The 22,886-nt window shown below is 70.7% G+C and carries 22 protein-coding genes, 1 pseudogene and 1 riboswitch; of the genes and pseudogenes, 16 read left to right on the forward strand and 7 right to left on the reverse strand.

Annotation, left to right across the window (positions count from 1 at the left end):
• The first annotated feature begins 68 nt into the window (after positions 1–68).
• The 3 genes and pseudogenes from ACFY8U_RS24695 (at position 69) to ACFY8U_RS24705 (ending at position 2,901) form a co-directional block, all read left to right on the forward strand.
• Positions 69–572, forward strand: a complete 504-nt coding sequence (locus ACFY8U_RS24695; RefSeq protein ID WP_389573666.1) for an ATP-binding protein — start codon at positions 69–71, stop codon at positions 570–572.
• Positions 573–957: 385 nt separating this feature from the next.
• A pseudogene (locus tag ACFY8U_RS24700) lies at positions 958–1,714 on the forward strand (polysaccharide deacetylase family protein).
• Positions 1,714–2,901, forward strand: a complete 1,188-nt coding sequence (locus ACFY8U_RS24705) for a hypothetical protein (RefSeq protein WP_389573668.1) — start codon at positions 1,714–1,716, stop codon at positions 2,899–2,901. The pseudogene ACFY8U_RS24700 and the gene ACFY8U_RS24705 overlap by 1 nt, the downstream one beginning before the upstream one ends.
• Here ACFY8U_RS24705 and ACFY8U_RS24710 read toward each other — a convergent pair whose 3' ends face one another.
• Entirely contained in the window at positions 2,902–3,540 is a 639-nt protein-coding gene (locus ACFY8U_RS24710) for a GNAT family N-acetyltransferase (protein ID WP_361599740.1), read from the reverse strand.
• 123 nt (positions 3,541–3,663) lie between these two features.
• Here ACFY8U_RS24710 and ACFY8U_RS24715 point away from each other — a divergent pair, with 123 nt between their 5' ends.
• A complete protein-coding gene (locus ACFY8U_RS24715) occupies positions 3,664–3,879 on the forward strand; it encodes an EF-hand domain-containing protein (protein WP_361434606.1) in 216 nt (71 codons plus the stop codon).
• A gap of 66 nt (positions 3,880–3,945) precedes the next feature.
• On the opposite strand, the gene ACFY8U_RS24720 is transcribed toward ACFY8U_RS24715, so the two are convergent.
• From ACFY8U_RS24720 to gcvT, 5 genes are all read right to left on the reverse strand, one after another.
• Complete coding sequence (locus ACFY8U_RS24720; RefSeq protein ID WP_361434605.1) at positions 3,946–4,101, reverse strand: hydrophobic protein; 156 nt, start codon at positions 4,099–4,101, stop codon at positions 3,946–3,948.
• Positions 4,102–4,208: 107 nt separating this feature from the next.
• Positions 4,209–5,579: an L-serine ammonia-lyase gene (locus ACFY8U_RS24725; RefSeq protein ID WP_389573673.1), complete on the reverse strand. Its 1,371-nt coding sequence runs from the start codon at positions 5,577–5,579 to the stop codon at positions 4,209–4,211.
• 157 nt (positions 5,580–5,736) lie between these two features.
• The gene (gene glyA, locus ACFY8U_RS24730) at positions 5,737–6,996 is read right to left on the reverse strand and encodes a serine hydroxymethyltransferase (protein WP_389573676.1); all 1,260 of its coding nucleotides are present in this window, start codon (positions 6,994–6,996) and stop codon (positions 5,737–5,739) included.
• A gap of 21 nt (positions 6,997–7,017) precedes the next feature.
• The gene (gene gcvH, locus ACFY8U_RS24735; RefSeq protein WP_260227860.1) at positions 7,018–7,398 is read right to left on the reverse strand and encodes a glycine cleavage system protein GcvH; all 381 of its coding nucleotides are present in this window, start codon (positions 7,396–7,398) and stop codon (positions 7,018–7,020) included.
• 77 nt (positions 7,399–7,475) lie between these two features.
• Positions 7,476–8,603 (reverse strand): glycine cleavage system aminomethyltransferase GcvT, encoded by a 1,128-nt coding sequence (gene gcvT, locus ACFY8U_RS24740; RefSeq protein WP_389573680.1) that lies wholly within the window; start codon positions 8,601–8,603, stop codon positions 7,476–7,478.
• Between the two features lie 160 nt (positions 8,604–8,763).
• Positions 8,764–8,866, reverse strand: a riboswitch (glycine riboswitch).
• A gap of 140 nt (positions 8,867–9,006) precedes the next feature.
• On the opposite strand from gcvT, the gene ACFY8U_RS24745 reads away from it, so the two are divergent.
• The 11 genes from ACFY8U_RS24745 (at position 9,007) to ACFY8U_RS24795 (ending at position 21,008) form a co-directional block, all read left to right on the forward strand.
• Complete coding sequence (locus ACFY8U_RS24745) at positions 9,007–9,678, forward strand: AAA family ATPase (protein WP_389573682.1); 672 nt, start codon at positions 9,007–9,009, stop codon at positions 9,676–9,678.
• A gap of 91 nt (positions 9,679–9,769) precedes the next feature.
• Positions 9,770–10,510: an enhanced serine sensitivity protein SseB gene (locus ACFY8U_RS24750; RefSeq protein WP_361759648.1), complete on the forward strand. Its 741-nt coding sequence runs from the start codon at positions 9,770–9,772 to the stop codon at positions 10,508–10,510.
• Between the two features lie 40 nt (positions 10,511–10,550).
• A complete protein-coding gene (locus ACFY8U_RS24755) occupies positions 10,551–11,339 on the forward strand; it encodes an enhanced serine sensitivity protein SseB C-terminal domain-containing protein (protein WP_361599763.1) in 789 nt (262 codons plus the stop codon).
• 310 nt (positions 11,340–11,649) lie between these two features.
• Entirely contained in the window at positions 11,650–12,654 is a 1,005-nt protein-coding gene (locus ACFY8U_RS24760; RefSeq protein ID WP_389573685.1) for an ABC transporter permease, read from the forward strand.
• 129 nt (positions 12,655–12,783) lie between these two features.
• Positions 12,784–14,553: an ABC transporter substrate-binding protein gene (locus ACFY8U_RS24765; protein WP_361434597.1), complete on the forward strand. Its 1,770-nt coding sequence runs from the start codon at positions 12,784–12,786 to the stop codon at positions 14,551–14,553.
• A gap of 125 nt (positions 14,554–14,678) precedes the next feature.
• Positions 14,679–15,677: an ABC transporter permease gene (locus ACFY8U_RS24770; protein WP_361434596.1), complete on the forward strand. Its 999-nt coding sequence runs from the start codon at positions 14,679–14,681 to the stop codon at positions 15,675–15,677.
• A complete protein-coding gene (locus ACFY8U_RS24775) occupies positions 15,674–16,795 on the forward strand; it encodes an ABC transporter ATP-binding protein (protein WP_361434595.1) in 1,122 nt (373 codons plus the stop codon). Before ACFY8U_RS24770 ends, ACFY8U_RS24775 begins: the two co-directional genes overlap by 4 nt.
• Positions 16,792–17,955, forward strand: a complete 1,164-nt coding sequence (locus ACFY8U_RS24780; RefSeq protein WP_389573689.1) for an ABC transporter ATP-binding protein — start codon at positions 16,792–16,794, stop codon at positions 17,953–17,955. Before ACFY8U_RS24775 ends, ACFY8U_RS24780 begins: the two co-directional genes overlap by 4 nt.
• A 108-nt stretch (positions 17,956–18,063) precedes the next feature.
• Positions 18,064–18,750, forward strand: a complete 687-nt coding sequence (locus ACFY8U_RS24785; RefSeq protein WP_389573691.1) for a trimeric intracellular cation channel family protein — start codon at positions 18,064–18,066, stop codon at positions 18,748–18,750.
• 23 nt (positions 18,751–18,773) lie between these two features.
• Positions 18,774–19,634, forward strand: a complete 861-nt coding sequence (locus tag ACFY8U_RS24790; RefSeq protein WP_361599778.1) for a thioesterase family protein — start codon at positions 18,774–18,776, stop codon at positions 19,632–19,634.
• A 210-nt stretch (positions 19,635–19,844) separates the two neighbouring features.
• Positions 19,845–21,008: a cysteine desulfurase family protein gene (locus ACFY8U_RS24795; protein WP_389573694.1), complete on the forward strand. Its 1,164-nt coding sequence runs from the start codon at positions 19,845–19,847 to the stop codon at positions 21,006–21,008.
• Here ACFY8U_RS24795 and ACFY8U_RS24800 read toward each other — a convergent pair.
• Positions 21,001–21,651, reverse strand: a complete 651-nt coding sequence (locus ACFY8U_RS24800) for an N-acetylmuramoyl-L-alanine amidase (RefSeq protein WP_389573697.1) — start codon at positions 21,649–21,651, stop codon at positions 21,001–21,003. The genes ACFY8U_RS24795 and ACFY8U_RS24800 overlap by 8 nt on opposite strands.
• Before the next feature lie 61 nt (positions 21,652–21,712).
• Between ACFY8U_RS24800 and mnmA the strand changes: the two genes are divergently transcribed.
• On the forward strand, positions 21,713–22,843 hold the full coding sequence (gene mnmA, locus ACFY8U_RS24805; RefSeq protein WP_361434590.1) for a tRNA 2-thiouridine(34) synthase MnmA: 1,131 nt from the start codon (positions 21,713–21,715) through the stop codon (positions 22,841–22,843).
• Positions 22,844–22,886 lie beyond the last annotated feature (43 nt).

Below are 22,886 nucleotides of genomic sequence, written 5' to 3' on the forward strand. Positions count from 1 at the left end.
TCGATTCCGGGGTACCGAATCCTCCGGAACGGCCACGCGGCCCCGGTCCGTCCGGCCATGATGGGGGCATGGCGGGCCTGGAGGGTGTCGAACAACCGCGGCAGCACGGCGGTGCGACCGCCGCACGGTGGGTACCGACCGTCGAGGACGAACAGGCCCTCAAAGCCCTGGAGTTGTACGGGAATCCGGCCGAGGACGACGTCCGGCTGCCGTCCCGTCCTGAGTCCGCCGCCGTGGCCCGCCGGCTCACCCAGTGTGTCGTGCTGCGCCAGTGGGCGCTGACTCCCCTGATCGCGGAGCACGCCGTCTTACTCGTCTCGGAACTCGTCGGCAACGCGGTCCGGCACACGGGGGCGCGCGTCTTCGCCCTGCGGCTGATGCGCCGCCGCGGCTGGATCCGCGTCGAAGTCCGTGACCCCTCGCGCGGTCTGCCCTGCCTGATGCCCGTCCAGGAAATGGACATCAGCGGCCGTGGGCTCTTTCTCGTCGACAAGCTCTCCGACCGCTGGGGCGTCGATCTGCAGCCGCGCGGCAAGACCACCTGGTTCGAGATGCGCGTGTCCGACCGCTGACCGCCGGACCCGGATGCACAGAAGCCCCCGTCCGCCGTCATGCGGCGCCTGGGGGCTTCCGTGAGACGGCCGTGGATCGGGGGGGTGTAATCCACGGCCGTGAAGACGACCTGGCCCGGGTCAATGGGGGTCGTGGCTCCGACTATGGCAGACGGGCGGCCTTGTCGCCAAAAGTCCCTATCCGGCCAAAACCGGGCATACCGGCATAGTTCACCAATGAATCGTTGGTGACATGGAGCACCGCCCTTATAAATGCTGAATAAGTATGGTGTTCATCGGGTGTTTCCTCGCCGCGTCCGCATGTCGGACGCCTGGATGCGACCTGTAAACGTCCTGAATTGGCTCAATCGTTACTTTTCGGGCATCTCGCCTCTTTAATGGGCGCGTGACCCTCCCCGACCGCCGCGGCGCACTACGGGCAGGTGTGGCGGCCGCCCTCACGGGAGCCCTCACCACCGCCTGCGGTACGGAGCCCCGCCCCGCGCCGCGCGGCCCCGCCCCCGCCGCGAGGCCGGCCGCCCCGGCTCCCCGTCCCTTCCCCGGCCGCCCCGCCGAGATCGAGAACGGCCCGCGCGACCGCCCCCGGGTCGCCCTCACCTTCCACGGCCACGGCGACCCCGCCCTCGCCCGCGCCGTGCTCACCGAGGCCGAGAAGGGCGGGGCCAGGGTCACCGTCCTCGCCGTGGGGGAGTGGCTCGACCAGCACCCCGAGATCGCCCGCCGGATCCTCGACGGCGGCCACGACCTCGGCAACCACACCCAGCGCCACCTCGACGTCAACGCGATGACCGAGGCGGAGGCGTACGACGAGATCGCCGCCTGCGCCACCCGGCTGCGCCGCCTCACCGGCTCCATCGGCACCTGGTTCCGGCCCTCCCGGACCCGGCACGCCGCCGAGACCGTCCGGCGGGCCGCCCACCGCGCCGGCTACCCGCACGTCCTCTCGTACGACGTCGACTCCCTCGACCACACCTCGCCCGGCGCCCCGGCCGTCGTCCGCAACGTCAGCGGACAGATCCGGGGCGGATCCGTGGAGCCTGCACCTCGGCTACCCGGACACCCTCGCCGCACTGCCGTCCCTCCTCGCCGACCTCGACCGCCGCGGCCTGCGCGCGGTGACGACCACGGAGCTGCTGACCTGATGCTGCCTCTCACCACGCGTACGAAGAGCCTCCTCGCCGCCGCCCTGCTCGCCGCACTCGCGGGATGCGGCATCGCCGACGAGACGCCCGAGCCCCGGGGCGGAGCCAAGAAGGAGGCCGCCGCGGTCCCCGCCCCGCCCAGGAAGGCCGTCCCGGCCGGACTGCCCGGCATGCCGCCCGTCCTCGACCCCGACGACATCTACGCGGCGGACCGGCCGGGCATGCTCTCGCCCGTCGTCAAGAACTTCCCGTCCCGCGTCTACGTGCCCAACACCAACTCCAACACGGTCTCGGTCATCGACCCGGCGACGTACAAGGTCGTCGAGACCATCCCGGTCGGCATCCAGCCCCAGCACGTCGTCCCGTCCTGGGACATGAAGACCCTCTGGGTCAACAACAACCGCGGCCACACGCTCACCCCGATCGACCCGGCGACCGGCGTCGCCGGCAAGCCCGTCGAGGTCCACGACCCGTACAACCTGTACTTCACGCCCGACGGCAAGTACGCCGTCGTCATGGCCTCCCTCGACCGTGAGCTGGTCTTCCGCGACCCGCACACCATGGAGCGGAAGAAGACCGTCCCGGTCTCCTGTTACGGCGTCAACCACGCGGACTTCTCGGCCGACGGGCGGTACTTCGTCGTCTCCTGCGAGTTCTCCGGCGAACTCCTGAAGGTCGACACGGCGAAGATGGAGGTCATCGGCCAGCAGAAGCTCCCCCTCCAGGGCGCCATGCCGCAGGACGTGAAGATCTCCCCGGACGGCAAGACCTTCTACATCGCCGACATGATGGCCCACGGCATGTGGGTCCTGGACGGCGAGAAGTTCACCACGCCGCAGCTGATGCCGACCGGCAAGGGAGCCCACGGCCTCTACATCTCCCGCGACTCCAAGGAGATGTACATCCCCAACCGAGGCGAAGGTTCCATCTCGGTCTTCGACTTCGGCCGGAACAAGCTGACGAAGAAGTGGCACCTGCCGGACGGCGGCTCCCCGGACATGGGCGGAGTCTCCGCCGACGGCAAGGTGCTGTGGCTGTCCGGCCGTTACGACTCCGAGGTCTACGCGATCGACACCGCGACCGGTGAGCAGCTGGCCCGCATCCCGGTCGGCGGCGGCCCCCACGGTCTCGCCGTCTACCCCCAGCCCGGCCGCTACTCCCTCGGCCACACCGGCGTCTTCCGCTGATCAGCCCGCGGTCAGCAGCGCCTCGGAGGCCACCGGGCGGTAGCCCGCGGCCTGGAAGACGCGGACACTGCGGGCGTTGCCCGGGGACTGCTGCGCCCACACCACGTCGCCCGGCGTCAGATGCCGGGCGGCGAGGGCCAGCGCCCGGCCGGTTCCGCGGTGCCTGACCTCCTCGTCGACCTCGATCGCGGCCTCCCAGCGGCCCGCCACGCCGCGGCCCAGGATCACCACCCCGCCGTCGGCGGCCCACACCCGTACGTCGTCGCGGAACTTCAGCGCCCGCGCCACCCGGGGGTGCTCCGGGTCCTCGATCTCCCGCAGCGGCAGCTCCGGATCCCCGGGCAGCGCCGTGGCGACCGTCAGCAGGTCGATGGTGTTCATCCGCCGGTCCGTGTGCCGCATCAGGGCCAGCAGGAAACCCGGGTTCATCGAGGCGGCCAGCGGGTCGCTGGAGGTGGCCGCCAGCTCCGCCCGTACCCATGCCGGATCCGCGTCCGTGAAGACCACCGAATGGGCCGTGAAGGCGAGGACCCCGGCGTCCCGGGCGTTCGGCGGCGGGACGACGGTCGTCGAACCGTCCGGCGGAGGGAACTGCCCCCGCGCCGCCGCCGCCAGGATCCGTGCCACGTCGTCGCTCATACCCTCATGATCCTCCCCCCACGCTCGCGGGCGTCGGGGGACCCCCATGCCCGAGGGCCGGGCACGGCGGACCGCCCGATAATCTTTGCTCCGTCATCGAAGCATCGAGAAGGGGCGGAAACAGTGGCGGACATCGAGTCGGCACGCACGGCGTTCGAGCGGTTCGACGTGGACGGGGACGGTCTCATCACGGCCGCCGAGTACAAGAGCGTCATGGCTCAGCTCGGTGACTTCAACGTCACCGAGACGGTCGCCGAGGCGCTCATCAAGCAGCGGGACGACAACGCCGACGGCAAGCTGTCCTGGGACGAGTTCTGGGCGCACCTCAACAAGGCCTGACCCACCGGAGGACCGGAACGGGACGGGCGGCGAGTGACTCGCCGCCCGTCCGGGCGCCGGCGAGGTTCACCAGCGGTACCAACGCGACCCGCTGCTGCGCACGAAGAACCCGAGCAGCCACAGGACCAGGACCGCGATGGCGATGAACCACAGCACGTCGAGCGCGAATCCCGCTCCGAAGAGGATGAGAATCACGAGCAGTACGAGAAGCAGCGGAACCATGGCGGCACCTCCGGCATAGGGACTCGCCCGAGCGGGTGCCCCCGATCAGGCGTCCCATGCGCGCTGCCGACCGCTGCCCGGCCCGGCCGCCGAGGCGGCCCGCGGCCTCAGCACTCGATGATGTTCACCGCCAGACCGCCGCGCGCGGTCTCCTTGTACTTGACCGACATGTCCGCGCCGGTCTCCTTCATCGTCTTGATGACCTTGTCGAGCGAGACCATGTGGCTGCCGTCGCCCCGCAGGGCCATCTTCGCCGCGGTGACCGCCTTGACCGCCGCCATGCCGTTGCGCTCGATGCACGGGATCTGGACCAGGCCGCCGACCGGGTCGCAGGTCAGGCCCAGGTTGTGCTCCATGCCGATCTCGGCCGCGTTCTCGACCTGCTCAGGGCTGCCGCCCATGACCTCGGCGAGGGCGCCCGCCGCCATCGAGCAGGCCGAGCCGACCTCGCCCTGGCAGCCGACCTCGGCGCCGGAGATCGAGGCGTTCTCCTTGAAGAGCATGCCGACCGCGCCCGCCGCGAGGAGGAAGCGGACCACGCCGTCCTCATCGGCCCCGGGCACGAAGTTCATGTAGTAGTGCAGGACGGCGGGGATGATGCCGGCCGCGCCGTTCGTCGGGGCGGTGACCACGCGGCCGCCCGCCGCGTTCTCCTCGTTCACGGCCATCGCGTAGAGCGTGATCCACTCCATCGCCAGCGACGCCGGGTCGCCCTCGGAGCGGAGCTTGCGGGCCGTGTTCGCGGCGCGGCGGCGGACCTTCAGGCCGCCGGGCAGGATGCCCTCGCGGGACATGCCGCGCGAGACACAGGCCTGCATGACCCGCCAGATCTCCAGCAGGCCCGCGCGGATCTCGTCCTCGGTGCGCCAGGCCTTCTCGTTCTCCATCATCATCGCGGAGATCGACAGGCCGGTCTCCTTCGCGAGACGGAGCAGCTCGTCGCCCGTGCGGAAGGGGTACTTCAGGACCGTGTCGTCCGGCACGATCGGGTTCTCGCCCTGGACGGCGTCCTCGTCGACCACGAAGCCGCCGCCGACCGAGTAGTACGTCTTCTCCAGGATCAGCGCGCCCTCCGCGTCGTACGCGGAGATCGTCATGCCGTTGGCGTGGTACGGCAGCGCCTTGCGGCGGTGCAGGATCAGGTCCTCGTCGAAGTCGAAGGGGATCTCGTGCGCCCCGAGCAGGTTGATCCGGCCGCTCGACTTGATCCGCTCGACCTCGTCGTCCGCCGACTCGACGTCGACCGTGCGCGGGGAGTTCCCCTCCAGGCCGAGCAGGACGGCCTTCGGGGTGCCGTGGCCGTGGCCGGTCGCGCCCAGCGAGCCGTACAGCTCGGCCCGTATCGACGCGGTGTGGGCGAGGAGGCCCTCGTTCTTCAGCCGGCGGGCGAACATCCGGGCCGCGCGCATCGGGCCCACCGTGTGGGAGCTGGACGGGCCGATGCCGATCGAGAACAGGTCGAAGACCGAGATGGCCACGGGGAACTCCTTGTGGGGGGCTAGACGCCGTTGTCTGCCGGGGTGGTGCAGAACAGCAGGAAGAGCGGAAAGGGGGTGGGGCACCGCGCTCACTGTCCAGTGTGCGCGGTGCCCCGGAGCTTTCGTACGAATGAAACCGGAACTAAAGCGTACGAAATTACTTCAGGCCGGGGTACAGCGGGTGCTTGTCCGCGAGCGCGGTCACCCGGGCCTTCAGGGCCTCGGCGTCGAAGCCGGGCTTCAGGGCCTCCGCGATGATGTCGGCCACCTCACGGAAGTCCTCGGTGCCGAAGCCACGGGTGGCGAGCGCCGGCGTACCGATGCGCAGACCCGAGGTGACCATCGGCGGACGCGGGTCGTTCGGGATCGCGTTCCGGTTGACCGTGATGCCGAGCTCGTGAAGACGGTCCTCGGCCTGCTGGCCGTCCAGCTCGGAGTTGCGCAGGTCGACCAGGACCAGGTGCACGTCCGTGCCGCCGGACAGGACCGAGACACCGTGCGCGGTGATGTCGTCCTGGACCAGGCGCTCGGCGAGGATCCGGGCGCCGTCGAGCGTGCGCTGCTGGCGCTCCTTGAACTCCTCCGATGCCGCGATCTTGAACGAGACGGCCTTGGCCGCGATCACGTGCTCCAGCGGGCCGCCCTGGAAGCCGGGGAAGACCGAGGAGTTCATCTTCTTGGCGAAGGCCTGCTTCGCCAGGATGACGCCGCCGCGCGGGCCGCCGAGCGTCTTGTGCGTGGTGGAGGTCACCACGTCCGCGTACTCGACCGGGTTGGGGTGCAGACCGGCCGCGACCAGGCCCGCGAAGTGGGCCATGTCGACCCACAGGAACGCCTCGACCTCGTCGGCGATCCGGCGGAACTCGGCGAAGTCCAGCTGACGCGGGTAGGCGGACCAGCCCGCGATGATCACCTTCGGGCGGTGCTCCTTGGCAAGCCGCTCGACCTCGGCCATGTCGACCAGACCGGCCTCGTCCACGTGGTACGCGACCACGTTGAACTGCTTGCCCGAGAAGTTCAGGCGCATGCCGTGGGTCAGGTGACCGCCGTGGGCCAGGTCCAGACCCAGGATCGTGTCGCCCGGCTGGGCCATCGCGAAGAGCGCGGCCTGGTTCGCGGACGCGCCGGAGTGCGGCTGGACGTTGGCGTACTCGGCGCCGAACAGGTCCTTGATCCGGTCGATGGCGATCTGCTCGGCCACGTCGACGTGCTCACAGCCGCCGTAGTAGCGGCGGCCCGGGTAGCCCTCGGCGTACTTGTTGGTGAGGACCGAGCCCTGGGCCTCCATGACCGAGAGCGGAGCGAAGTTCTCCGAGGCGATCATCTCGAGGGTGGACTGCTGGCGGCGGAGCTCGGCGTCGACCGTGGCGGCGACTTCCGGGTCCAGCTCGTGGAGAGGGGTGTTCAGCACAGACATGAATTCGATCCCTAAGGGGTCTCAGTTCCCGGCGGAGAACTCGGCGTACGCGTCGGCGGTCAGCAGGTCGTCCGGCTCTCCGGTGACGCGCACCTTGAACAGCCAGCCACCCTCGAACGGAGCGGTGTTCACCAGCGACGGGTCGTCCACCACGTCCTGGTTGGCCGCCACGACCTCACCGGTGACCGGGGAGTACAGGTCGCTGACGGACTTGGTCGACTCCAGCTCGCCGCAGGTCTCGCCCGCGGTCACCGTGTCACCGACCTCCGGGAGCTGGGCGTAGACGACGTCACCGAGCGCGTTGGCCGCGAACTCCGTGATGCCGACCGTCGCGACGCCGTCCTCGGCGGCCGACAGCCACTCGTGCTCCTTGGTGTAGCGCAGCTGCTGGGGGTTGCTCATGACCTGATTCTCCTGGATCGAGGGAGTGCTGATGAACGTGGGTCTTGCGGGCTGAGACGCGGAGCGAGACGGATGCGTCACTTCTGGCGCTTGTAGAACGGCAGCGCCACGACCTCGTACGGCTCGTGGGTGCCGCGGATGTCCACACCTACACCCTGCGTGCCGGGCTCGGCGTGCGCCGCGTCCACGTACGCCATGGCGATCGGCTTTCCGAGGGTGGGCGACGGGGCACCGGAGGTGACCTCGCCGATGACCTCGCCGTCCGCGACGACGGAGAAGCCGGCGCGCGGGACACGGCGGCCCTCGGCGATCAGGCCGACCAGCTTGCGCGGCGGGGCGGTCTCTGCGCGCTCGGCGGCCTTCTCGAGCGCCTCGCGGCCGACGAAGCGGCCCTCGTTGGTCGTCTTCTCGAACTTCACGACCCGGCCGAGGCCCGCGTCGAAGGGGGTGAGCGAGGTCGTCAGCTCGTGCCCGTACAGCGGCATGCCCGCCTCCAGGCGGAGCGTGTCACGGCAGGACAGGCCGCAGGGGATCAGGCCGACCGGGGCTCCCGCCTCGGTCAGCGCCTTCCAGACGCCCTCGGCGTGCTCGGGCTTCAGGAAGAGCTCGAAGCCGTCCTCGCCGGTGTAGCCGGTACGGGCGATCAGCGCGGGGACCCCGGCGACCGTGCCCGGGAGGCCGGCGTAGTACTTCAGACCGTCCAGGTCGGCGTCGGTGAGCGACTTCAGGATGCCGGGGGACTCCGGGCCCTGGACGGCGAGCAGCGCGTACGCGTCACGGTCGTCGCGCACCTCGGCGTCGAAGCCCGCCGCGCGCCCGGTCAGCGCGTCGAGGACGATCTGCGCGTTGGAGGCGTTGGCGACGACCATGTACTCCTGCTCCTGGAGCCGGTACACGATCAGGTCGTCGAGGATGCCGCCGTCCTCCTGGCAGATCATCGTGTAGCGGGCGCGGCCCACACCGACCGTGGAGATGTTGCCCACCAGGGCGAAGTCGAGGAGCTCGACGGCCTGCGGGCCGGTGACGGTGATCTCGCCCATGTGGGAGAGGTCGAAGAGGCCCGCCTTGGTGCGGACGGCGTTGTGCTCGTCACGCTCGCTGGCGTAGCGCAGCGGCATGTCCCAGCCGGCGAAATCGGTCATGGTCGCGCCCAGGGAGCGATGCAGCGCATCGAGGGCGGTCAGACGGGGGGCAGACGTGCTCATGGGTGGCTCCCGGGTCCCAAGGGCGGAAAACATGACGGGCGAGGACGTCCTCCCCATCTGTCATGGAACCTGAGAGGTTCACCGAGGGCATCTCGTCTCCGAGAGGTCGGCTTGCACCTTGGGTGGGAACGCCGGGGGGCGTCCCGCTTTTCAGATCTGCCTCATCCACGCGGTACGGGGCCTGAGAGATTCAAGGGAGGGTCTTGCTCCTTCGGCGCCCGGGGCCCACCGTGGTGGTTCCGGGACTCTCCCGCGCGGATTCGAGCGGCCGGTATGAGGTTGTGTGCGCTTGGCGCGCACATCATTGCACGCGGTGTCCGATCGGCAAATCGCTTGTGACTGATTACCCCTTCTTTACACTTTGTGGGCAGGGGGTCTCCGGGACCCGACAGGGGGAGAAAAGATGACGTTCCAGCACAGCGGCGCATACGCGACGGGCACGGGCATACCGGCCCAGCGCGCCCGCGCCAGGACACGGAGGCGCCGCTCCGCCGCGCCCCTGCTGCGGGACCTGCGCGAGCGCGGCGGCCGAGGGCCGCGGACGCTCGCCTTCGCCGCCGGGGACCTCGTGGTGGTCTCCGGGCTGCCCGGAAGCGGCAAGTCGACGCTGATGCGGCGCGCGGCCCAGGGCCTGGGCATCGACTCCCAGGATGCCCGCGAGCGCTGGGAGGCCCGCCTGCCCGGCTTCCTGCCGTACACGGTCTACCGCCCGCTGGCCCGGATCGCCCACTACGCCGGGCTGTGGCGGGCGCTGCGATCCGGGCGGAGCGTCGTCGTCCACGACTGCGGCACGCAGTCCTGGGTGCGGAACTGGCTGGCCCGCGAGGCCGGCCGCCGCGGCCACGCCCTGCACCTGATCCTGCTCGACGTCACCCCCGACACGGCCCGCGCGGGACAGCGCGAGCGCGGCCGCGGAGTCTCCGGGTACGCCTTCGCCCGCCACCGCCGGGCCGTCGGCCGGATGATCGGCTCCGTCGAGTCCGGCCGGCTGCCCCGCGGCTGCGCCTCGGCGACGCTGCTCGACCGGGACGCGGCGGGAGCTCTGCGGACGATCGCGTTCCGTACCGCGCACTGAGTACTTTTGGCCACGACGGCATCAGGGCGGCGTTAGGGTTCTGCCCCGAGGGCGTCGTGACCAGGGCGCGCGAGAAGGGGAAACGGGAACCGTGGACGTTACGTGGCCGGGCAACGAGCTCGAAGAGGTCCTCGCGGCCTCGCTCGGCAACGCCTCCGCCGGGGGCCGGCTCGTGGAGGTGCTCGGCCGGAGCGCCGTCTGGGTGCCGCTGCCCAACGGCGGCAGCCCCGAGAGCCGGGACCTCGACCTGCCCACGATGGAGATCGACGGACTCCCGTACGTCCCCGTCTTCAGCTCCGAACAGCAGTTCCTGGCCTGCGTCGGCAGCCATATGTCCTTCACCGTCGCGCCCGCCCGTGACTTCGCCCGCGGTCTGCCCCCGCAGCTCGGCATCGCCGTCAACCCCGGTGGCACCGTCGGCGCGCCGCTGCCGCCGCCCGCCGTGGCCGAGCTCTGCCGCGTCGGGCGCACGCCGCTGGACGGCCCCGCGAGCGGCGGCCGGGTCCGGCTCTTCGAGCCCGACTGGCAGGACGACCCGGTCGACTTCCTCTCCGCCGCGGCCGCCGAGTTCGAGGCCACCGGCGTCGTCGTCTCCGCCCGGCGCGCCCTGGCCAGCGTCGAGGGCACCGAACCCGCCCTCTTCGTCGGCGTCGAGCTCGTCGCCTGGGAGGGTGTCGACCGGAACGCCCCGCTTGACGCCCTCGGCCGCGCGCTCGGGCGGATCGAGGTTGCCTGGCCGGTCAATCTCATCCTGCTCGACGTCGCGCAGGACCCGGTCGGCGACTGGATGCTGGAGCGGGTGCGCCCCTTCTATCAGCGGGCCTCCCTGTAATTAAGCTGGTGCGGTGGACGGAAGAGGGGCGGGAACCAGGGTGAGCGCGTCAGGCACCGCTGCGGCCGGACAGGTCGAGCACATGCTGCGCCAGGTGGCACCCGGACGCTACGACGCGTACGAGCAGCTGCTGCACGCCCTCGCCGACGGCAGCGTCTGGATGCTGCTCTGGCAGGGCACGCCCGGCGCGCCCGAGGCCCAGTACGGAAACATGGAGGTCGACGGCTTCGGGTACGCCCCGTGCGTCACCTCCGCCCAGGAGCTCGCCGCTTCCGGATGGACCCGCGCCCACGAGGTGGTCACCGGCAAGGAGATCGCCCGCGCGCTCTACCCCGACCGCTGGGGCATCTGGCTGAATCCGCATGACGCGGGCGGCGGCGTCGGCATCCCGTGGGCCGACCTCCGCCGGATCGCCACCGGTCTCGACCGGATGCCGGCCGGACCGCTGCGGCTCTCCGAGCCTGCCCTGGAAATCCCCCAGTTCTATGCCCTGCTGACCCAGAACGCCCATCGCACCCCGGCGGTCAGGGCCCTGCGCCGCGCCTGGGTGCAGCCGGCGGTGGGATCTCCGTACCTCGCCATCGGTCTCGACCTGTACGACACCTCGGCCGCCGCCGTCGAGTCGGTACGGGCGATGATGCGCCAGTCGATCTCTGCCGTACCCGACGGGCTGCCCGTGTCGACCGTCGCGATGTCCGACGCGTACGACCCCGTCGCGATGTGGCTGCGGGCCAACGCGCGGCCGTTCTACGACCGCGACGCGCACGCCGCGCCCGCGCCGCCCGCCCCAGGCTACGGCTACCCTCCGGCCGTGCCCCGGACGTACTGATACGTCCCTTCCGTCACCCCAATTCACTCCTTCACCAGAGGAGTTGGGGCACATGTCCGGTCTGACCGAATAGCGGGTGACATGGTCCGCTGACGCGTTCCCAGCGTCCGGATAACGGAAGGCAACGAACCGCATCACGGTTGAGCAAACATTCACCGTGAGGTCTGGCGGGTGATCGCGAACCCATTGAAGACTCCCCGGAACACCGGGCGTTCGGCCTCCTGGCCGGTGCCTCGCAGTTGTTCCACCAAGCCGCTACCCGCGGCGGGCAAGGGCCGGCTACCGGCGGCCGAGAGGGGTCCTGACCACGATGACGGCACCACTGCACGAGACGAGTGCGGTCGAGTCGACCACCGCCGTCGACGCCGTGCCCGACGCGCCGCCGGGCAAGACGATCGAGGGACGTTCCCCCTGGCAGATCGCCTGGTTGCGGCTGAAGCGGGACAAGGTCGCCCTCGTGGGCGGCGCGATCGTGCTGTTCCTGATCCTGGTCGCCATCTGCGCACCGCTCATCGTCGGTCTCCTCGGCCACCCGCCGGACGAGTTCCACGAGGACCAGATCGACCCGCTCTTCGGCACCCCGATCGGCTCCTACGGCGGCATCTCCTCCGACTTCCTGCTCGGCGTCGAGCCGGTCAACGGCCGTGACGTCTTCAGCCGCATCGTCTACGGAGCCCGGATCTCCCTCCTCGTCGCCTTCCTCGCGGCGGTCTTCGCGGTGGTCCTCGGCACGATCCTCGGCATCGTCGCGGGCTACTTCGGCGGCTGGGTCGACGCGGCGCTCAGCCGCGTCATGGACGTCATGCTCGCCTTCCCCCAGCTGCTCTTCACCATCGCCCTGGTCTCCGTGCTCCCCAACGAGCTGCTGGGGATCGAGGGTTCGGGCGTACGCATCGGCGCCCTGGTGGTCGTGATCGGCTTCTTCGGCTGGCCGTACGTCGGCCGCATCGTCCGCGGCCAGACCCTCTCGCTGCGCGAGCGCGAGTACGTGGAGGCCGCCCGCAGCCTGGGCGCCGGCCGGCTCTACATCCTGCGCCGGGAGCTGCTGCCGAACCTGATCGCCCCGATCACGGTCTACGCGACCCTCATGATCCCCACCAACATCCTCACCGAGGCCGCGCTCAGCTTCCTCGGCGCGGGAGTGAAGCCTCCCACCGCTTCCTGGGGGCAGATGCTGTCGAAGGCCGTCAACACCTATGAGGCGGACCCGCTGTTCATGGTGTTCCCGGGCCTCGCCATCTTCATCACCGTTCTGGCGTTCAACCTCTTCGGCGACGGCGTGCGTGACGCGCTCGACCCGAAGGGCGCCCGCTGAGCACCCCGCCCGGCACCCACAGACCGCCCGCACGCCCGTACAGACCCCGCCCCTGCCGCTGGTGACAGGAGGCAGTCAAGACCGGCGGACCGTTTCGACGGCCGCCACTATTCCGGAGGTTGCGAGACCATGACTCTGAACAGCTCTTCGCGGCGCAGAATCGCCGCCGGTGCGCTGCTCGCCGCGGCCACGATGGTCGTCACCACCGCCTGTGGCGGCGGCAGCGGCGACGGTGGCGACAAGGGCAAGACCGGCGCGGCCGGCTTCAACGCCGCCGTGAACAAGGTCGCCAACCCCTCGGACAAGAAGGGCGGCGAGCTGAAGTTCATCGGCTCGCAGGAGGCCGACTCGTGGGACCCGCAGCGCGGTTACTACGGCTTCGTGTGGGACTTCGCGCGCTACTACACGCGTCAGCTGGTCACCTTCAAGGCCGAGCCGGGCGCCGCCTCCACCGAGCTGGTCCCCGACCTCGCCACCGACGCCGGCAAGGTCTCGCCCGACGGTCTGACCTACACCTTCACGCTGAAGGACGGGGTGACCTGGGAGGACGGCAAGCCGATCACCTCCAAGGACATCAAGTACGGCATCGAGCGCATCTGGGCCCAGGACGTCATCTCCGGCGGCCCGATCTACCTCCAGCAGGTCCTCGACCCCAAGGGCGAGTACAAGGGTCCCTACAAGGACACCTCCGCGGACAAGCTCGGCCTGAAGGCGATCGAGACCCCGGACGACAAGACCATCATCTTCAAGCTGCCGGTCGCCAACGGTGACTTCCTGCAGATGCTGGCCATGCCCGCCGCCTCCCCGGTCCGCCAGGACAAGGACACCAAGGCCAAGTACGGTCTGAAGCCCTTCTCCTCCGGCCCGTACAAGTGGCAGGAGTACACCCCCAACAAGTCGATGCTGCTGGTCCGCAACGACAAGTGGGACGCCAAGACGGACACCGTCCGCAAGGCCCTGCCGGACAAGATCAGCGTCGCGTTCACCACCAACGCCGACGACATGGACAACCGCCTGATCGAGGGCGAGTACGACCTCGACCTCAACGCCACCGGCGTCGGCGCGGCGGCCCGTGCCAAGGTGCTCCAGCAGCACAAGGAGAACGCGGACAACCCGCAGACCGGCTTCATCCGCTACGCGGTCTTCCCGCAGACGGTCATCGACAACGTCGAGTGCCGCAAGGCGATCATCTACGCGGCCGACTCCAAGTCCCTCCAGACCGCCCGTGGTGGCCCGCAGGCCGGTGGCGACATCGCCGCCAACATGCTGCCCCCGGCGATCAAGGGTGCCGACCCGAAGGCCGACCCGTACGGCAAGCTGGCCGGCAAGGCGGACGTCGCGAAGGCCAAGGAGGCGCTGCAGAAGTGCGGTAAGCCGAACGGCTTCAAGACCACGATCGCGGTCCGCAACAACAAGCCGATCGAGATCGCCACCGCCGAGTCCCTCCAGCAGTCGCTGAAGGCCGTCGGCATCGACGCCCAGATCGACCAGTTCGACGGCGCCCAGACCTCCGGCATCATCGGTTCGCCGAAGGTGGTCAAGGAGAAGGGCTACGGCATCATCATCATGGGCTGGGGCGCCGACTTCCCGTCGGGCCAGGGCTTCCTGCAGCCGCTGGTCGACGGCCGCTTCATCCTGCAGAGCGGTAACAACAACTTCTCGGAGCTGAACGACCCGGCCGTCAACGGCCTGTTCGACCAGGCGCTGAAGGAGACCGACCCGGAGAAGGCCGGCGAGCTCTACAAGCAGATCAACACCAAGGTCTCCGAGGCCGCGGTCTACCTGCCCTTCACCCACGAGAAGAACATCATCTGGCGCTCCTCGCGACTGACCAACGTCTACACGGCCGACGCCTACAACGGCCGCTACGACTACGCGTCGCTCGGCGTCATGAAGTAAGTCCAGAGTCAATCCACCCGCTCCAACGGCGCACCACCCGCCGCTAGGTCCGAAGGGCAGGTGATGGCCGCCCACGGTGGCCGGGGATCCCGATCGGGATCCCCGGCCACCGGACGGCCGACCGCATGCTTGCATATCTCGTACGACGGCTGTTCGCCGTCGCAGTGATGCTGATGGTCGTCACCCTGGTGACGCTCAGCATCTTCTTCCTCATCCCCAAGCTGACCGGCAGCGACCCTGCCGCGATGTTCGTCGGCAAGCAGGCGGATCCGGCTTCCATCGAGGGCGTCCGCCAGAAGCTGGGCCTGGACGAGCCGATCCTGGTGCAGTTCTGGCACTTCGTCTCCGGCATCTTCGTCGGCCGGGACTACACCGGCGGCGGCGACACCATCCACTGCGCGGCACCCTGCTTCGGCTACTCCTTCCGCACCGAGCAGGACGTCTGGACGCTGCTGGTCGACCGGATCCCGGTCACGATCTCCATGGTCATCGGCGCGGCCCTCCTGTGGCTCGTCATGGGTGTCGCCACCGGCGTGCTCTCCGCGCTCAAGCGGGGCACCGTCGTCGACCGCGCGGCCATGATCACCGCCCTGGCCGGCGTCTCGCTCCCCATCTACTTCACCGCCATGCTGGCGATGTTCGCGTTCCGCACCCAGCTGGGCTGGCTCGACGCCAAGTACGTACCGATCACCGAGTCCTTCGGCGGCTGGTTCGGCGGACTGCTGCTGCCCTGGGTCACCCTCGCCTTCCTGTACGCGGCGATGTACGCGCGGCTCACCCGCGCCACCATGCTGGAGGTCCTCGGCGAGGACTACATCCGTACCGCACGGGCCAAGGGGCTGCCGGAGCGGGTCGTGCTCGGCAAGCACGCCATGCGCTCCACCATGACCCCCATCCTGACCATCTTCGGCATGGACCTCGGCGCCCTCGTCGGCGGCGCGATCCTGACCGAGACCGCGTTCAGCCTGCCGGGCCTCGGCAACGCTGCCTTCAAGGCGGTCAGCGACCGCGACCTGCCGCTGATCCTGGCGGTCACGCTCATCACCGCGGCCGCCGTCGTCATCGCCAACCTCGTGGTGGACCTTCTGTACGCGGTGATCGACCCCCGAGTGAGGCTCGCATGACGGACAAGCTGACCAAGACCGGCGCGGCCCTGGGAGAACCGGTCGCGTCCGGGAACGCCCCGTCCGACGCCTTCCTCGACGTCCGCGACCTGAAGATCCACTTCCCGACCGACGACGGCCTGGTCAAGTCCGTCGACGGGCTCTCCTTCCAGCTGGAGAAGGGCAAGACCCTCGGTATCGTGGGCGAGTCCGGCTCCGGCAAGTCGGTGACCTCGCTCGGCATCATGGGTCTGCACACCGTCGGCCAGTACGGCCGTCAGAAGGCCCGGATCTCCGGCGAGATCTGGCTGAACGGCCGTGAGCTGCTCTCGGCCGACCCCGAAGAGGTGCGCAGGCTGCGCGGCCGCGACATGGCGATGATCTTCCAGGACCCGCTGTCCGCGATGCACCCGTACTACTCCGTCGGCGCGCAGATCGTGGAGGCGTACCGGGTCCACCACCCGGTCGACAAGAAGACCGCGCGCAGGCGAGCCGTCGAACTCCTCGACCGGGTCGGCATCCCCGAGCCGGCCAAGCGGTTCGACAACTACCCGCACGAGTTCTCCGGCGGTATGCGCCAGCGCGCGATGATCGCGATGGCGCTGGTCAACAACCCCGAACTGCTCATCGCGGACGAGCCGACCACCGCGCTCGACGTGACGGTCCAGGCGCAGATCCTGGACCTGATCCGGGACCTGCAGAAGGAGTTCGGCTCCGCGGTCGTCATCATCACCCACGACCTCGGCGTCGTCGCCGAGGTCGCCGACGACATCCTCGTGATGTACGGCGGCCGGTGCGTGGAGCGCGGTCCGGCCGAGGCGGTCTTCTACGAGCCCCAGCACCCCTACACCTGGGGTCTGCTCGGCTCGATGCCGAGGATCGACCGCGAGCAGACCGACCGGCTCATCCCGGTGAAGGGCAACCCGCCCAGCCTGATCAACGTGCCCAGCGGCTGTGCCTTCAACCCGCGATGCCCGTACGCGGATGTGCCCAAGGGCGGCATCACGCGCACCGAGCGCCCCGAGCTGCGGCTCGCGCCGACGGGCGGCGAGCACGCCGACCGTCACTACTCCGCCTGCCACATGTCGACGGAGGAGCGGACCCGGATCTGGACCGAAGAGATTGCGCCGAAGCTGTGAGCGACAACAAGAGCACTGAGCCCCTGCTCAAGGTCAACGGCCTGGTGAAGCACTTCCCGATCAAGAAGGGGCTGCTCCAGCGCCAGGTCGGGGCGGTCAAGGCGGTCGACGGCATCGACTTCGAGGTGTACCCGGGGGAGACCCTCGGCGTCGTCGGCGAGTCGGGCTGCGGCAAGTCGACGATGGGCCGGCTGATCACCCGGCTGCTCGAACCGACCGGCGGCACCGTCGAGTTCGAGGGCGTGGACGTCTCGCACCTCGGTGTGGCCAAGATGCGCCCGCTGCGCCGCGACATCCAGATGATCTTCCAGGACCCGTACGGCTCGCTGAACCCGCGCCACACGGTCGGCACGATCGTCTCGGCGCCGTTCAAGCTCCAGGGCGTGGAGCCCGAGGGCGGGGTCAAGAAGGAGGTCCAGCGCCTCCTCGGCCTGGTCGGCCTGAACCCGGAGCACTACAACCGCTACCCGCACGAGTTCTCGGGCGGTCAGCGCCAGCGCATCGGCATCGCGAGGGCGCTCGCCCTGAAGCCGAAGCTGGTCGTCGCCGACGAACCGGTCTCGGCGCTGGACGTCTCGATCCAGGCGCAGGTGGTGAACCTCCTGGACGACCTCCAGGAGGAGCTGGGCCTCACGTACGTGATCATCGCCCACGACCTGTCGGTGATCCGGCACGTCTCGGACCGGATCGCGGTGATGTACCTCGGCAAGATCGTGGAGCTCGCGGACCGCAAGTCCCTGTACGAGTCGCCGATGCACCCGTACACCCGCGCGCTGATGTCGGCGGTCCCGATCCCGGACCCCCGCCGCAAGGGCGCGAAGAGCGAGCGCATCCTGCTCAAGGGCGACGTCCCGTCCCCGATCGCCCCGCCGCCGGGCTGCCGCTTCCACACGCGCTGCTGGAAGGCGACGGAGGTCTGCAAGACCGTCGAGCCGCCGCTGATCGAGCTCCGCCCGGGCCAGCGGGTCGCATGCCACCACCCGGAGAACGCGGAGGGTGTGACGGTGCCCTCGGCGAGGGAGTCGGTGGAGGTGTCGATCACGAAGCCGGCGCCGGCGCCCGCGAAGGACGCCGAGGTTGAGGCGCCCGCGAAGGACACGGAAGGTGAGGCGCCCGCGAAGGCGCAGGAGCCCACGGAGGGCGACGGCCCGAAGGCGTAACACACGACGAGGCCCCCGCTGCCGCCCGGCAGCGGGGGCCTCGTGCATGCCCGGCGGGCGGCCCGCCCCCACCCGCTCTCGGCGACGCCGCTCGTCCCACCCGTCACAATGGGCGCCGTGTTCCACGATCTGTTCAGTCCCTCCGTACAACACGCCCTCGATCTCGTCGGCATCTTCGTCTTCGCCATCTCCGGCGCCCTCCTGGCCGTCCGGAAGAACTTCGACGTCTTCGGCATCGCCGTCCTCGCCGAGGTCACCGCCCTGGGCGGCGGGCTCCTGCGCGACCTGATCATCGGCGCCGTGCCCCCCGCCGCCTTCACCGACCTCGGCTACTTCCTCATGCCGCTCGTCGCCACCGTGCTCGTCTTCTTCCTGCACCCCGAGGTCGAGCGCACCCAGACCGCCGTCAACGTCTTCGACGCGGCCGGGCTCGGGCTCTTCTCCGTCACCGGCACGATCAAGGCGTACGAGTACGGTCTCGGCCTCACCGCCTCCGCCGCCCTCGGTCTCGCGACCGCCGTCGGCGGCGGTGTCCTGCGCGATGTGCTCGCCAACGAGGTGCCCTCCCTGCTCCGCTGGGACCGCGACCTCTACGCCGTGCCCGCGATGGTCGGCGCCACGACGGTCGTCCTCTGCATCCGTTTCGACGCGCTCAACACGTTCACGACCGGCGCCGCCGTGCTCCTGGCCTTCGCCCTCCGTCTGCTCGCCATGCGCTACCACTGGCGCGCGCCCCGCGCCTGGAACCGCCGTACGTCCGCACGTGAGGAGCCCGAAAAAGCTACCGCTCAGTAGCATCCTGTTGTACGGTCGGGGGCATGAGCACGAGCATCGAGACGACGACCGGCGCGACGACGACGGTCAGCGAGTTCGACCGCGACACCGCCGTCACCCTCCGCGCCCCCGGTGTCTACGACGCCGACCTCTCCGCCGGCTGGACGATCATCAACGCCGTCAACGGCGGCTACCTCCTCGCCCTGCTCGGCCGCGCGCTCGGCGACCACCTGCCGCACCCGGACCCGTTCACGATCTCGGCGCACTACCTCACGCCGTCCGTGCCCGGCCCCGCGGTGATCCGCACGGAGACCGTCCGCACCGGCCGCACGCTCTCCACGGGCCAGGCCTCCCTCTTCCAGTTCGCCGAGGACGGCACCGAGGTCGAGCGCATCCGCGTCCTCGCCTCGTACGGCGACCTGGACGCGCTCAGCGACGACGTCCGCACCTCCGCCGCGCCCCCGGCGATCGCGCCCATCGACCAGTGCTTCGGCCCGTCCGACGGCCCGCGCCCCCCGATCCCCGGCTCCAACGCGATCACCGACCGCCTCGCCCTCAAGCTCGATCCGGCGACCGTCGGCTGGGCGATCGGCGCGCCGTCGGGGAAGGGCGAGATGCGCGGCTGGTTCGGCCTCGCCGACGGCCGTGAGCCGGACGCGCTCTCCTTGCTCCTGACCGTCGACGCGCTGCCGCCGACCTCCTTCGAGCTGGGCCTCAAGGGCTGGACCCCCACGGTCGAGCTCACCACGCACGTGCGCTGCCGCCCGGCCCCCGGGCCGCTGCGGGTCTCCATCACCACGCGGAACCTCGCCGGCGGCTTCCTGGAGGAGGACGCCGAGGTCTGGGACAGCGCGGACCGGCTCGTCGCCCAGTCCCGCCAGCTGGCCCGCGCCCCGCGCGCCTAGGCGATCGGCGTGGGGAGGTGGAGGTGGAGTCCGACCGCCTCCTCTCCCTCCTGCTTCCCCTCCGGACGCGGGGCCGCCCGGGCGGGAGGGGGTGGCGCCGACGGCCGGGGCCCGGGTGCGCCGCCCCGCTGTCCGGTGGCGGTCGCGCGGCCTCCCCGGCCCGGGGGCGTGACCGAGTGGCCGGCCGTGCACTCGTAGAATCAATGCACCATGGCTTACCTCGACCACGCCGCGACCACGCCCATGCTTCCCGAGGCGATCGAGGCGATGACCGCCCAGCTCGCCGTCACGGGCAACGCCTCCTCCCTGCACGCGGCCGGGCGGCGCGCCCGGCGGGTCGTCGAGGAGGCGCGCGAGACCCTCGCCGCCGCCCTGGGCGCGCGGCCCAGCGAGGTCGTCTTCACCTCCGGCGGCACCGAGGCCGACAACCTCGCCGTCAAGGGCCTGTACTGGGCCCGCCGTGACGCCGACCCCGCCCGCACCCGCGTCCTCGCCAGCCCCGTCGAACACCACGCCGTCCTCGACGCCGTCGACTGGCTCGCCACGCACGAGGGCGCCACGGTCGAGTACCTCCCCGTCGACCGCCACGGCCGCGTCCACCCCGACGCCCTGCGCGAGGCGATCGCCCGCGAGCCCGAGACCGTCGCGCTCGCCACCGTCATGTGGGCGAACAACGAGATCGGCACCGTCATGCCGGTACGCGAACTCGCCGACGTCGCCCGCGAGTTCGACGTCCCCCTGCACGCCGACGCCGTCCAGGCCTTCGGCCAGCTCCCGGTCGACTTCGGCGCCTCCGGCCTCGCCGCCCTGACCGTCTCCGGCCACAAGATCGGCGGCCCCTACGGCATCGGCGCGCTGCTCCTCGGCCGCGAGTACAGCCCCGTCCCCGTCCTGCACGGCGGCGGCCAGGAGCGCCACGTCCGCTCCGGCACCCTGGACGCGCCCGCCATCGCCGCCTTCGCCGTCGCCGGGCGGCTCGCCGCCGAGCGGCGCGAGGAGTTCGCCCGCGAGATCGGCGCCCTCCGCGACGAGCTGGTCGCGGCCGTCCTCGCCGCCGTCCCCGACGCGATCCTCGGCGGCGACCCGGTCGACCGGCTCCCCGCCAACGCCCACTTCACCTTCCCCGGCTGCGAGGGCGACTCGCTCCTCCTGCTCCTCGACGCCCAGGGCATCGAGTGCTCCACCGGCTCCGCCTGCACCGCCGGCGTCGCCCAGCCCAGCCACGTCCTGCTCGCCACGGGCACCGACCCGGACCTCGCCCGCGGCACCCTGCGCTTCACCCTCGGCCACACCTCCACCGAGGAGGACGTCGCGGCGGTCGCCGGAGCCATCGGCCCCGCCGTCGAGCGGGCGCGCACCGCCGGCCTCACGTGACCTTCTTCGAAGCCTCCCGTACGAGCTCCATGTAGCGGTCCCAGTCCCAGTGCGGTCCGGGGTCGGTGTGGTCGGTCCCGGGCACCTCGACGTGCCCGATGATGTGCTCCCGGTCCACGGGTATGCCGTACCGGGCACAGATCCCCGCCGTCAGCCGCGCCGAGGACGCGTACATCGCCGCCGTGAAGCCCCGCGGACGGTCCACGAAGCCCTCGTGCTCGATCCCGACGCTCCGCTCGTTCATGTCCCGGGTCCCCGCGTGGAACGCCACGTCGAGCTCGCGGATCATCTGCGCCACATGACCGTCCTTCCGCACGACGTAGTGCGTGGCGGCCCCGTGCCCCGGGTTCTTGAAGACCTTCAGCGCCGTGGCGTAGCTGCCCTGGACGACATGGATCACCACCCGGTCGATCGTGAAGTCGGCCGGGCGGTCGGCCCGCCGCCAGTTCGCCCGGGACGCCGCCGACCAGTCCGCGCCCTTGTGGTCGAGCTCGCCCTCCAGCCGGTCCTTCTCCGTCCCCGGCAGCCGCCACCACGCGCGCGCCAGCTCGTCGCGTGCCAGCGCCGCCGTACCGAGCACGGCCGCGCCGCCGCCGAGCAGGACGGCTCGCCGCCCCACCCCCCGCTTCTTCTCGCTCCCCATGTGCAGGACAACGCTTACTCACGCGACCGCGGTTCCCGGCGCCCCGTACCCTGGTAGGGCTATGACTCAGACTCCGCCGCAGCGCCCCCTCCGTGTCCTCGCCGCCATGTCCGGCGGCGTCGACTCCGCCGTCGCCGCCGCCCGCGCCGCCGAAGCCGGGCACGACGTCACCGGCGTCCACCTGGCGCTCTCCGCGAACCCGCAGTCCTTCCGTACCGGTGCGCGCGGCTGCTGCACCATCGAGGACTCCCGCGACGCCCGCCGCGCGGCCGACGTCATCGGCATCCCGTTCTACGTCTGGGACCTCGCCGAGCGCTTCCGCGAGGACGTCGTCGACGACTTCGTCGCGGAGTACGAGGCGGGCCGCACCCCCAACCCGTGCCTGCGCTGCAACGAGAAGATCAAGTTCGCGGCCCTGCTCGACAAGGCGCTCGCACTCGGCTTCGACGCGGTCTGCACCGGCCACTACGCCACCGTCGTGCTCAACGAGGACGGCTCGCGCGAGCTGCACCGGGCCTCCGACATGGCCAAGGACCAGTCGTACGTCCTCGGCGTCCTGGACGAGAAGCAGCTCGCCCACGCGATGTTCCCGCTGGGCGACACCCTCACCACCAAGGACGAGATCCGGGCGGAGGCGGAGCGGCGCGGGCTCGCGGTGGCGAAGAAGCCCGACAGCCACGACATCTGCTTCATCGCCGACGGCGACACCCAGGGCTTCCTCGCCTCCCGGCTCGGCCGGGCGGAGGGCGACATCGTCGACGAGTCGGGGGAGAAGGTGGGCACCCACGAGGGTGCGTACGGCTTCACCATCGGCCAGCGCAAGGGCCTGCGGATCGGCCACCCGGCGCCGGACGGCAAGCCGCGCTACGTCCTGGACATCTCGCCCGTGAACAACACGGTCACGGTCGGCCCGGTCGAGGCGCTCGACGTCACCGGCCTGACGGCGATCAAGCCGCGCTGGTGCGGCACGGCTCCGGAAGGCTCCGGCCGCTACACCGCCCAGCTGCGCGCCCACGGCGGCGAGACGGCGGTGACGGCGGCGCTGGAGGACGGCGAGCTGACGGTCACCTTCGACGAGCCGGTCCGGGGCGTGGCACCCGGGCAGGCGATCGTGCTGTACGACGACACGCGCGTGGTGGGCTCGGCGACGATCGCGACGACGGTACGGCGCGGGGCGACGGCGACGGTCTGACGCGGGTACGGCGCGGGGCGACGGCGACGATCGCGACGACGGT

This window comes from Streptomyces sp. NPDC012508, from assembly GCF_042902595.1.
GTDB lineage: Bacteria > Actinomycetota > Actinomycetes > Streptomycetales > Streptomycetaceae > Streptomyces.

Excerpts from the sequence above, each read along its gene's own strand:
- ACFY8U_RS24695 (WP_389573666.1), top strand. The coding sequence starts at position 69 with ATGGCGGGCCTGGAGGGTGTCGAACAACCGCGGCAGCACGGCGGTGCG.
- ACFY8U_RS24785 (WP_389573691.1), top strand. The coding sequence starts at position 18,064 with ATGGGCGCCGTGTTCCACGATCTGTTCAGTCCCTCCGTACAACACGCC.
- ACFY8U_RS24720 (WP_361434605.1), bottom strand. The coding sequence starts at position 4,101 with ATGGTTCCGCTGCTTCTCGTACTGCTCGTGATTCTCATCCTCTTCGGA.
- ACFY8U_RS24710 (WP_361599740.1), bottom strand. The coding sequence starts at position 3,540 with ATGAGCGACGACGTGGCACGGATCCTGGCGGCGGCGGCGCGGGGGCAG.
- ACFY8U_RS24745 (WP_389573682.1), top strand. The coding sequence starts at position 9,007 with ATGACGTTCCAGCACAGCGGCGCATACGCGACGGGCACGGGCATACCG.
- ACFY8U_RS24800 (WP_389573697.1), bottom strand. The coding sequence starts at position 21,651 with ATGGGGAGCGAGAAGAAGCGGGGGGTGGGGCGGCGAGCCGTCCTGCTC.
- ACFY8U_RS24795 (WP_389573694.1), top strand. The coding sequence starts at position 19,845 with ATGGCTTACCTCGACCACGCCGCGACCACGCCCATGCTTCCCGAGGCG.
- mnmA (WP_361434590.1), top strand. The coding sequence starts at position 21,713 with ATGACTCAGACTCCGCCGCAGCGCCCCCTCCGTGTCCTCGCCGCCATG.
- glyA (WP_389573676.1), bottom strand. The coding sequence starts at position 6,996 with ATGTCTGTGCTGAACACCCCTCTCCACGAGCTGGACCCGGAAGTCGCC.
- ACFY8U_RS24790 (WP_361599778.1), top strand. The coding sequence starts at position 18,774 with ATGAGCACGAGCATCGAGACGACGACCGGCGCGACGACGACGGTCAGC.
- ACFY8U_RS24705 (WP_389573668.1), top strand. The coding sequence starts at position 1,714 with ATGCTGCCTCTCACCACGCGTACGAAGAGCCTCCTCGCCGCCGCCCTG.
- ACFY8U_RS24765 (WP_361434597.1), top strand. The coding sequence starts at position 12,784 with ATGACTCTGAACAGCTCTTCGCGGCGCAGAATCGCCGCCGGTGCGCTG.
- gcvH (WP_260227860.1), bottom strand. The coding sequence starts at position 7,398 with ATGAGCAACCCCCAGCAGCTGCGCTACACCAAGGAGCACGAGTGGCTG.
- ACFY8U_RS24775 (WP_361434595.1), top strand. The coding sequence starts at position 15,674 with ATGACGGACAAGCTGACCAAGACCGGCGCGGCCCTGGGAGAACCGGTC.
- ACFY8U_RS24770 (WP_361434596.1), top strand. The coding sequence starts at position 14,679 with ATGCTTGCATATCTCGTACGACGGCTGTTCGCCGTCGCAGTGATGCTG.
- ACFY8U_RS24760 (WP_389573685.1), top strand. The coding sequence starts at position 11,650 with ATGACGGCACCACTGCACGAGACGAGTGCGGTCGAGTCGACCACCGCC.
- gcvT (WP_389573680.1), bottom strand. The coding sequence starts at position 8,603 with ATGAGCACGTCTGCCCCCCGTCTGACCGCCCTCGATGCGCTGCATCGC.